The sequence below is a fragment of the Dyadobacter sp. genome (assembly GCF_051859145.1).
Lineage (GTDB): Bacteria > Bacteroidota > Bacteroidia > Cytophagales > Spirosomataceae > Dyadobacter.
Window position 1 is genome coordinate 16,389 of record NZ_JBHYGF010000113.1, and the last position, 10,623, is coordinate 27,011.

Sequence of the window (10,623 nt, forward strand, 5' to 3'; positions counted from 1 at the left end):
CAGATCAGCGGATACAATTTTTAACCTATTTTTTCACAATATACTTCAAAATGAACTGGGCGGTCAGTGAATAAAGACTTTTTTGTGCGGCTTTGCGCCGCTTTGCATACTTTTGTGAATTAAAGTGAATCAATTTATCCTTCATGAAAACAGTCCCATTACATCAGCTCCACGTTGGATTAGGCGCCAAAATGGTTCCATTTGCAGGTTTTGAAATGCCTGTGCGTTACTCATCTGATTTGGACGAGCACCACACTGTACGAAACAACGTGGGTGTTTTTGATGTATCCCACATGGGCGAGTTCCTTGTGAAAGGTCCCAAAGCGCTCGACCTGATTCAGAAAGTATCTGCCAACGATGCAGCCGCGTTGTTTGACGGAAAAGTACAATACAGCTACTTACCCAATGAAACTTGCGGTGTTGTCGACGATTTGTTGGTTTACCGCATCGAAGAAGACAGTTACCTATTAGTTGTAAATGCATCCAATATCGAGAAAGACTGGAATTGGATTCAGAGCCACAATAGCGAGGGCGCTGAAATGGAAAATATCTCTGACGCTACCTGTCTGTTTGCGGTACAAGGCCCTAATGCAACAGCTACTTTGCAAAAGCTGACTACCCTTGATCTTGCAGCAATGGATTACTATACCTTCCAAATCGGAGAAATGGCGGGTATTCAGGACGTGATCATCTCTGCGACAGGTTATACCGGTGCTGGCGGTTTTGAGATTTATGTTAAAAATGAATCTGCCGAGGCGATGTGGAAAGCGATATTTGAAGCAGGTGAGGAATTTGGCATTAAACCTGTCGGACTAGGCGCCCGAGATACATTGAGGCTGGAAAAGGGTTTCTGTCTTTACGGAAATGACATAGACGATCAAACTTCTCCGCTGGAAGGCGGATTGGGTTGGGTTACCAAGTTCACAAAAGACTTTATCAACTCAGAAAACCTCAAAGCTCAGAAAGAAGCGGGCCTGAAAAGAAAGCTGGTTGGGTTTGAAATGATTGACCGGGGTATACCAAGGGGACATTACGAGCTCTGCGATGCAGCAGGTAACAAACTTGGAGAAGTTACGTCCGGTACCCAGTCGCCTACTTTACAAAAAGGGATTGGAATGGGATATGTACCCACAGAATTTGCCAAAGCTAATTCGGAAGTATTTATAAAGGTCAGGGAGAAGCTCTTGAAGGCGAGGATTGTAAAACTGCCTTTTGTAAAAAACTAAACAAAAATATCAGCACCTGTTTTCAGAATGAAACAACTTGACGTTTGTCTTACCCCCGATCTGCTCCATTTACATAAGCTTGATAATTCAATAGTAGTAGTTGCCGACATTTTTCGCGCAACATCTTGTATGGTTACGGGGCTTGCTTATGGTGTAAAAAGCATTACGCCTGTCGCAACAATCGAAGAATGCAAGCTTTTACAGGACAAAGGTTTTATAGCTGCGGCTGAGCGCGATGCGCGGAAAGTGGAGGGTTTTGACCTTGATAACTCCCCATTCAGCTTCATGAATGAGCGGCTAATCGGCTCTCAGGTAGCAATGACTACGACAAATGGAACGTTATCCATTTCAAAAGCAAAATCTTCCGCAGTGAAAGTGATGATCGGGTCATTTTTAAACCTGGGTGCACTGGCAAACCACCTAAGATCAGAACCTTATGATGTGCTAGTACTTTGTGCAGGCTGGAAAGGCCGGCCGAACCTGGAAGATACCTTGTTTGCTGGCGCGCTTGCAGATGCGCTGAAAGAGCAGTTTATGCTGCTGGAAGATGGGACTTTAATGGCGCAGCGACTTTACGATCAAAGCCGGGACAACCTGCTGGCGAGTGTCTCCAATTCATCTCACGTTCGCAGGCTGCAGCGTTTGGGTATCCAGAAAGACATTTCGTATTGTTTGCAGAAAGACCTTTACGATGTAGTTCCCGTACTGCGCGGAAGTACATTGGTATCAATGAATTAGAAAATAAAAAACTATACATGCTCCGGTTTATCGCTTTACTGTTTTTTGGTTTGATGTTCGTCTGCACGCAGGTAAACGCCCAGAAGAAAACCACGTCACCCAGAAAGACAATCTTGCCACCTAAAAAGAAGGCGACCACTCCGGCACCAAAACCGGCAGCTGCTGCTCCTGATACATTGCGAAAAGCAACAAAGGTGACCGCACCTTTGAGAGATGCTGTGCAGGCAGACACTAGTGCAGTTCAGGACACTACCAAAGTTGACGATTTGTCGACAGAAGCGACGCCCGACAGTCTGACCGAAAGAGCGCAGGATGAGAAGGTTGAAAAACTTGAAAAAGCACGGGGCGATAGTCTGCATTCCTTTACCATAACAATAGGTGATATCTCCTACCTGTCGGTTTGTCCAGGCACTACGATTGAAATTCCTTTCACTGTAAGCGGCCCGTTTGACGAAGCCAACACTTACCTGGCACAAATGATTGATGCTTCCGGCAAAACAGTACCTATTTCGCTGCCGGTTAAGAAAAGTCCTGTAAAAGCAGTGATCCCTTCTTACAAAATCGGTGGTGAAGTGTATCGCCTGCAAATTGTCAGCTCCATTCCGGTTATAAAAAGCCAGGAGGTACCAATACGGTTATTGCAGACACCTACTGCACGCATTGACTTCCTGGATGGAACGCAGACAGCCAGAACAATGCCCGGCCAGGAAGTGCAGCTTCGGGTGCACCTGACAGGAACCGCGCCCTGGTCTTTCAGACTGTCCGACAGCACTACGATTTTGAGCACGCTTTCCAATCCGCATTATGTATCTGTGAAACCAAAAGAGGTCAAAGCTTACAGGATATCTGGTGTGGCCAATGCGTGCGGAAGCGGTGTTACATCAGGTGAGGCTATTGTGAATGTAAACAGCAACCCTGAGCCAAAACTGGAATTGAAAGAAGCTGAAAAAATAGCGCGGCTATGCGGAGGAGTTCCATTCCAGGTCCCATTTAGTGCAACAGGCAAGTTTAAGGAAGGTAATAAGTTCGTGGTGCAAATTGCGGAACGGACAGGCGCATTCAAGACAATTTCTGCACCGGATACCACAGGCTTTATCACTGCTGAAATCCCCGCCAGCTACAAACCCGGCGAGTACAAGCTGCGGGTTGTTTCCTCGGCCCCATACCTTGTTACACAAACAGCCAATGTCTCCATTGTTTCTCCCACAGTAGCCACGCTTCAAAAAGATTCGCTCCGACTGGGTGAAAATGAGACCGGTGAGCTGACTGTCCGATTTACTGGCGGCGGGCCCTGGTTCGTACTGTTGTCAGACGGTACTTATGAAAACAATATCCAGGAGTCACCGGCGAAGATTAAGGTCAAACCTATATACGATACCAACTACCAGATCACTTCTGCCGGCGGGCTTTGCGGCGTGGGTAAATTCTCGGGGAGTGCAAAAATATCTGTGAAGATGCCCCCAGCCAGCATTACCCTGGAAAAGCTGCCGCAAAATATGGTTTGTGCAGGCTCAACCATTGATCTTCCATATAAAACCGAGGGCCGCTACAATGGAGGCAACAAGTTTACGGTTCAAATGACCGACAAGTCAGGCCGCTTTGTAAATGTTCCTACTACGATCACTCCGACTGCGATGAAAGTCAAGATCCCGAATGCAGCAGCAGGAGACACGATCAAGACTCAGAAAATACGCATTGTGTCCAGCTCACCAGCCGTTTCAAGCGCCATTGAAGAAATTAACGTAGTTGCACCTGACCGGGCGATAGGCGAAGTTTCAGGAAGAGGCACTATCTCGGCAGGAAGAACAACCAGGATACAGCTGAAATTTAAGAATGGTTTGCCACCCTGGTCATTCACATTATCTGATGGAACAGCAATCAACGGAACATTTCTGAACCCTTACCTGATTTCTGTTTCACCCGCTGCGACCACTGAATACACGATCAGCTCACTTAAAAGCGGCTGCGGCAGCGGTACAGGAAAAGGTTCTGCTGTGATAACGGTTGAATAATCAATCATCATGTGCGAAGGGCGAGAGGGGTTTGATACCAAAAGGAAACACGCAGACAGATGAAAAACATTCTGGTCATTCTTTGTTTGCTGGGTTACCTTTTGCCCCAGGCCAAAAGTCAGACCATTCCGATCGGACACTGGCAAACCCATTTCAGCAACTTGTCTGCCCGACAGGTTCTGGCTGTTAAAAATCATATTCTATATAGTACCTACAATGGTTTTTTCAGTCTGGATACCACAAGCCGTGCGGTCACAAGCTGGTCGAAAGCAGAGGGTTTGCACGACAACGGAGTAAGTGCATTTGCATTTGAACCTGAAAACAACCTGCTCCTGCTCGCTTACAGAAGCGGCTACATTGATTTCGTTTACCTTGATGAGAATTTGGCACCTGCTGAAATAGTCGGCTGGTCTGTACTGGCAGAAACTGCTGGAATAGCAGAAAGCAAGGCAGTCCGGAAAATCCTTTTCAGAGAACAGCTGGCTTATTTGTGTACCGATTTTGGCATTGTGGTGCTTGATACTGAAATGCGCCAGGTAAAAGAAAGCTACCGTTACATCGGCGCGGGAGGAATTCAGACAGTTGTGAAAGACCTTACATTCTCTGCAGATTCGATATTTGCCGCAACCGGTGAGGGTATCCTGGCAGCTTCCATGTCGCCGGCCGTTAATCATCAATATTTCGCGAATTGGAAGTTGGTCAATGCAAACGAAAAGGCAGTAGCAGTATCCATTTTCAACAATAACCTGTATGCCGCATTTTCCGGAAAGGGAGTTTACCAACTAAATAAAGGCCACTGGCAAACGGTCTTCTCTTCTCCAAGTACGTATTTTGACATTGATACTTCTGAAAATGAATTGCTGGTAACTACTCCAAGCGAGATCGTCTCCATCAATGCGCAGAATAAAGTGATTGTAAAAGCCGATCCCATGTTTAAGGCGCTGTCCTCAACTATTCGCGAAAAGGGGCGGCTATGGGCAGCTGACGGAAAAGCGGGGTTACTGACGAATGCAGGGACAAGCTTCCAACCAGTGTCACGTGCTCAAACGGATACGACAGTTAACGCAAGCCTCGACTCGGTGGTGATCGACTGGGCAGGAACAAGCTGGACACGTATTCCGGATTACCAGGGCGGCGGCATTCTTGTTAAAACTGCTGCGGGTCAGCAAAGAATGCTATCTACTTCAATCGGATCAGGCAGTTTGCCCTCCAATGTGATCAACAGCCTTGCTTTGGACTATGAAGGCAATATCTGGTTCGCGAGTGACAAAGGCGCGGGGTATTTCGTACCTGACAATCTGCTGGACGGTGGCCGCATTGACGCGATCCTGCCCATTTACGGACAACGAAAATTGTTCAGCAATGAAAAATGTACCGCCATCGCTGCGGAGCCGGGCAACAGAAAGTGGATAGCAACGAGGAACGGACTTTACCATTTCAGTGCGGACGGAACAGAGCTTCTGACCATGTTCAACACAGAGAACAGCCCGCTGCCTTCAACCGATATCAATGCATTGCAATTTGATCCGGCGCAGGGATTGTTATTTGTGGACACAGCAAATGGAATGGTTTCTTACCGGAGCGACGCCAGTGAAGCTTCCCAGAACCTTGACCAGGTCACCATTTTCCCAAACCCTGTCCGCCCGGATTACGGCGGCAAGGTGGGCTTTAAAGGTTTAATGGAGGGATCGACGGTGAAAGTAACCGAGCTTTCGGGCAGGTTAATTTTTGAAACACGGTCACAAGGCGGAACTGCTTCGTGGAACCTGGCCGATTATACAGGCAAGCGGGCACGCGGCGGTATTTATATGGTCTTCGTTGTATCCGGCGACGGAAGTGAGAAACTTGCCGGTAAGCTGGCAGTTATTAACTAATATTTTCTAATTTAATTTTCAGGATATCCTTTTTCAGGATATAAGCAGCATTATGATAACCCAGGAAAAACCCCCGTACATTGTTGGCATTACAGGAGGAAGTGCGTCAGGCAAAACTTATTTCATGAAGAGCCTGATTGACTCTTTTGGTAAAGATGAAATCACGCGCATTTCCCAGGATAATTATTACCGGCCAATACATGAAATCCCGCGGGATGAGAATGGGGTAGAAAACTTTGACTTACCTGAGACGATAGACCATCATTTGTTTGCCGAGCACATTGCTGTTCTCCGCGCCGGCAGAGAAGTGCATCAAAAGGAGTACACGTTCAACAATCCGTTGATCAAGCCGCAAATGCTTATATTCGAACCGCGCCCGATCATTATCGTGGAAGGAATATTTGTCTTTTACTTTCCTGAAATCGCGCGGCTTATAGATCTCAAAATTTTCGTGGATGCGAAGGAACACGTTAAAATAAAAAGACGCATTATACGTGATAATAACGAACGCGGCTACGATCTGGACGATGTGCTTTACCGCTGGGAGCATCACGTCGCGCCAACTTACGACAAGTTTATATTACCGCTTCGTTCCGAAGCCGATATGATCATCAATAACAACAATCGGTTTGATACGGGCTTGCAGGTACTGATCGGCTTTTTAAAGGCCAAACTACACGAGCGCGTCTAGTCAGTTTGAATCATTTTACAATTAACATATCCCTCAATGAACACATTTACACACATTGCAAAAAACAGATTTTTGAAAAACTGGGCATTGATGCTCTTTGCCTCATTGTCACTCGCCGCGTGCGACGGCGACAATGCTGAGCCGGTGGATACCTACCAGTATTATCCCCTCGAAGTGGGCCGATATGCGATTTATGATGTCAGGGAAGAAGTTTACTCGACGGGGCAGGCCAATCCCGTGATCAGGAACTGGCAGGAAAAAGACCAGATAGAGCGCGTTGCTGTTAATGCAGAAGGTATTTCTACTTACACCTATTCCCGATCGACGCGAAACAAGGCAGGTGAATACTGGACGAAAGTCAAAGAATTTGCTGTTCAGAAGTTCCCGGACAAGATCCTGACCAATATTGACAACCAGATTTTCTTTTCAATGGCATTTCCGATCGATATGCGAATGAGCTGGAACGGGAATACTTACAACAATCTGGATAAGGAAGAATACCATTACGAAGATTTGGGTTCGCCCGCGAAAGTGGGAGACCGGGATTTTGAGAAGGTGTTGAATGTGGTGGAGCGAAATGACAGTTCCATTATCAACAGGTACATTGGTATCAAGCAATACGCATTGGGCGTTGGTCTTATTTCCGACCTGCAAACATCCTTTGAATTCTGTCAGACCGAAGCTTGCATAGGATCTGGCAAAATCGACTCTGGAACACGAAAAACAAGGAAAATTGTGGAATTCGGCGCAGAATAATCCAGTAATTTCTAGGATTTCCAAACTTTACCATTTTGTTTTTTCACATTTAATCACTTTAAAAGTTTGCATTTTTGATTTAAGTAGCTAATTTTACGGCGGATACTGGTAAAAAATCATTTTAATCAATTACACATGAGAACAGTGACATCGCACTCTACACAGACAAAAAAGTCTTATCGCAAACCGGTTTTGAACAGATTCGGTAACGTGGCGAAACTTACAAAAGGAAAAATCGGCAGCGCTCAGGATCTAGGTCCTACGTTTGACTTTTCTGAATAGTCTGTAAGAATTTGAGCATTTAAAAGGTCCGTGGATCATTTAATGGTTGTTGAAGGAGTAATATCTTCGAAAACAACATCAGCCAAACTGAAAACAAACAGTCTGGTACAATTAATTGGGTAAACGGGTTTTTAAGATTACAAAGATCAGCTCCGATAGATAACCTGAAAAAGCAGGTTATTGTCGGAGCTAATTTTTTGCATCAAGCTCAAAGCGAAATACTGACTCCCGCAGAGGTAGACCCTACTTCTGACAATCAGTACAGCCAGCACCCGGAGCAGATTTTGCAGGAGTTTGAATGGGGTGTCTGGTTCAATGAGGCAACACAAACGCTTCACTTAAAGCGCGATATCTTCGGCACTGCCCCTTTTTACTACCTCCACCTTCCCCATCGATTTGTAGCTTTTTCGAATAGTCTGGTCGCATTGCTTCAAATGGATATTGCCAGCACTTACCTCGAAGTGGATAAGGTGCGGATTCTCAATTACATCAGCTACCGGAAAGACCAGGCAAGAAGTTATACTAACCGCACTTTCTTTGAGCATATCAAGACCGTACTTCCAGGTCACACAGCTGTTATCAGTGCTGCTGAGGTAAAAATAGAGCGTTACTTCCATTTATCTCCATCCAAATGGAATAATGTCACATCCATTGAAGAGCTTGGCCAGATTTTTAAAAAGCTGCTTTTTAAATCAGTAGCGAAATCCCTTGAAGGGCCGACGGAACCTATCGGCTCCCATTTGAGTGGCGGACTGGATTCGTCTTCTTTGAGCACGATCACCAATTTGTTGAACCCGGATGCGGAGCTGCACACACTCTATCTGGATACAAAAACAAAGTACTCTGACGAATCTGATTATGCGTCCGCAGTCGCGGATAAGATCGGATCTATCCACCACAAAGTACCTCCCCAGACCAACGATTTCGAGCTCTTCTCGTTATATACCTCTCTTTACGGACATCCAGAATGCATGGTAATCAGCCCCTCAGCCCAGGGAAGTCTGATGAAAAAGGCGGCTGAGTTAGGATGTAAATCCCTGCTGATCGGGCACGATGGGGATTCGGTTGTAGGGAGCGGGCTGGAACTGATCAGACAAAGCTATACAAAGCGGGATTGGGAAGAACTTAAATCGCTGATCCGGCTTAGGATACAATACACTTCTCTTTCCAAGAACTTTCCCCGATGGGACGCATATAATGACGATAAGAAGTATGAACTGTACAAGCGGTCGCTTGTTGTTGAGGAGTTTTATCGCGAGATACCGCACCTTTCTGCAAGCCAAGCCGCAAGCCTTCTGTTGACCTCTTCCAATCAAATGAATGTGTCGCTCTGGCACTTCTTCAAAAAAGGTGTAAGTGCTTTTAAGAACAGGCTTGCAAGGATTAGCGGTGATAATCTGCCCACCTCGGTTGCAACGGAATACCTCAGCACAACTGAAATGCAGCGCGACTCACAGGAAACGTCCAATCTGCTGAAGGGAGAGCTCCCGGAAGATTATAAGATGGGAATTGACGACGTTTTCAATGCACAGTCCATTATAGCCAGTGAACAATTTTTCGCATTAGGTCGCCACTACAACATTGTCAATCTTTTTCCTTTTTATGACAAGGATCTCTTTGAGTTTTGCCTATCAATTCCAATGCGGACGAAATTCGGAGTTGGGCTGGGCAGGCAGCATTTCAGAGAAGCTATGAAGGATCTGCTACCCGAAAACGTGCGTACCAGGCCGCTCAAAGCTAATTTCAGCATCTACGGCAGGCAGGCGGCACTTCGATTGGCAACACAGTCGAAAACGTTGATGGAGAAAGGGGACAATCCTGTTTGGCAGTATGTTGAGAAGAGCAAATTTGAAGAATGTCTCTCAATCCTTTTTACAGAAGGTTTGCCGGATTATAAACATTCCCGAAGCCAGTTCTTTGTGACGAGGACAATCTCACTTGCCATCTGGCTTAACTGGCTCCGGGAAAACAATCTTTACTGATACTACTATCTTGTCAATGCGATCCGACCGGTAATCGACTTTTCAACGTTGCCTGAAAGCTTCACCTGGTAGATATAGATGCCTGATTTCACATTTTGACGGGGAAGCCAGTACCAATCTTTGATAACCTGATTTCCAGCGCGCTCAGATCCTGAGTCTACCAGAATTCCGTTCAGGTTGTAAATTTCCCAGGTAACAGAGTCATAAGTATCCTGGCCTATATTTTCAAGTGCAAACCGGACGTATTCAGAGGCCGGGTTAGGACTTGCGATTAATGCACTCCGCTGCAAGTTTTCAGGTATTACAAATTGGATCCTGTAAGACTTGATCGACGTATTGCCGGAATCATCTTTACTATTCACAAGCAGTTCATAAGTGCCAGGAACCAGATTTTCAAACTGGTATTTGAAAATCAATGATCGCTCGGAATTTTCAACTATTTCAACTCCATTGGAATGAGCAAGCCGTACAAACTCGCAGGTCTCATCCTGACATGATTTCAGAAATATATCGACCAATGATGAATCCGCAGTAAGCAGACGGTCATCTTCAAGCACAACTTCAACCGAGGGTTTTGAAGAAACAAAATCACCATTCCTGATTGTCCTGCCATCGATCATTACATTCATAATGGGCGCGACAACATCTTTTAAAGGCTCAGTCGGGTAAAAACTTTGATCTTTGGCCCGGTCCCAATCGATTATCAGATCAGAATAGTTATTCTTCCGGGAAGTTTCGCTGATCGTGCTGTCCGGATCTATTCTCACTACGATTCTTGCCAGATCCTTATTATTGACGACCGCGACAAGCAGAGTGTCTCGGCTAGGAAATGCATTGATCGTTGCGGATGAAGCCCGCTTTGTGCCGTCTTTATACTCGTAACTAACCTCCACAGGCACTTTCTGATCTTTTATATACCTGCCATGATTTTCAATGATAATGCCGGTGGTGAGATTAGCAGAATTTCCGATTGATTTATTTTTCTCCGCTGATCGGATAAAGATCGCCTCATCTGAATCAAGTGCGTAATCCGCATTTGCTACACTTACCAATTTCAATGTA

At 45.7% G+C, this 10,623-nt stretch carries 8 protein-coding genes; 7 read left to right on the forward strand and 1 reads right to left on the reverse strand.

From position 1 onward, the window contains the following. Nucleotides 1-143 precede the first annotated feature (143 nt). The 7 genes from gcvT to ACTIE6_RS08385 all read left to right on the forward strand — a co-directional run bounded on the left by gcvT (nucleotide 144) and on the right by ACTIE6_RS08385 (nucleotide 9,561). Nucleotides 144-1,226: a glycine cleavage system aminomethyltransferase GcvT gene (gene gcvT, locus ACTIE6_RS08355; protein ID WP_439556198.1), complete on the forward strand. Its 1,083-nt coding sequence runs from the start codon at nucleotides 144-146 to the stop codon at nucleotides 1,224-1,226. A gap of 27 nt (nucleotides 1,227-1,253) precedes the next feature. Beyond that, nucleotides 1,254-1,964, forward strand: a complete 711-nt coding sequence (locus ACTIE6_RS08360) for a 2-phosphosulfolactate phosphatase (RefSeq protein WP_439556199.1) — start codon at nucleotides 1,254-1,256, stop codon at nucleotides 1,962-1,964. 17 nt (nucleotides 1,965-1,981) lie between these two features. Next, nucleotides 1,982-3,976: a hypothetical protein gene (locus ACTIE6_RS08365; RefSeq protein ID WP_439556200.1), complete on the forward strand. Its 1,995-nt coding sequence runs from the start codon at nucleotides 1,982-1,984 to the stop codon at nucleotides 3,974-3,976. 59 nt (nucleotides 3,977-4,035) lie between these two features. Then, complete coding sequence (locus tag ACTIE6_RS08370; RefSeq protein WP_439556201.1) at nucleotides 4,036-5,850, forward strand: PorZ beta-propeller-like domain-containing protein; 1,815 nt, start codon at nucleotides 4,036-4,038, stop codon at nucleotides 5,848-5,850. A 52-nt stretch (nucleotides 5,851-5,902) separates the two neighbouring features. Next, the gene (locus ACTIE6_RS08375; protein WP_439556202.1) at nucleotides 5,903-6,541 is read left to right on the forward strand and encodes a uridine kinase family protein; all 639 of its coding nucleotides are present in this window, start codon (nucleotides 5,903-5,905) and stop codon (nucleotides 6,539-6,541) included. Nucleotides 6,542-6,577: 36 nt separating this feature from the next. Beyond that, complete coding sequence (locus ACTIE6_RS08380) at nucleotides 6,578-7,297, forward strand: hypothetical protein (protein ID WP_439556203.1); 720 nt, start codon at nucleotides 6,578-6,580, stop codon at nucleotides 7,295-7,297. A gap of 479 nt (nucleotides 7,298-7,776) precedes the next feature. Next, entirely contained in the window at nucleotides 7,777-9,561 is a 1,785-nt protein-coding gene (locus tag ACTIE6_RS08385; protein ID WP_439556204.1) for an asparagine synthase-related protein, read from the forward strand. 5 nt (nucleotides 9,562-9,566) lie between these two features. On the opposite strand, the gene ACTIE6_RS08390 is transcribed toward ACTIE6_RS08385, so the two are convergent. Next, nucleotides 9,567-10,623 (reverse strand): T9SS type A sorting domain-containing protein (locus ACTIE6_RS08390; protein WP_439556205.1); only part of this gene is annotated, 1,057 nt, incomplete at its 5' end.

Bases quoted from the DNA above. Each gene is read 5' to 3' on its own strand.
- gcvT (WP_439556198.1), top strand. From the start codon at position 144: ATGAAAACAGTCCCATTACATCAGCTCCACGTTGGATTAGGCGCCAAA.
- ACTIE6_RS08375 (WP_439556202.1), top strand. From the start codon at position 5,903: ATGATAACCCAGGAAAAACCCCCGTACATTGTTGGCATTACAGGAGGA.
- ACTIE6_RS08380 (WP_439556203.1), top strand. From the start codon at position 6,578: ATGAACACATTTACACACATTGCAAAAAACAGATTTTTGAAAAACTGG.
- ACTIE6_RS08370 (WP_439556201.1), top strand. From the start codon at position 4,036: ATGAAAAACATTCTGGTCATTCTTTGTTTGCTGGGTTACCTTTTGCCC.
- ACTIE6_RS08365 (WP_439556200.1), top strand. From the start codon at position 1,982: ATGCTCCGGTTTATCGCTTTACTGTTTTTTGGTTTGATGTTCGTCTGC.
- ACTIE6_RS08360 (WP_439556199.1), top strand. From the start codon at position 1,254: ATGAAACAACTTGACGTTTGTCTTACCCCCGATCTGCTCCATTTACAT.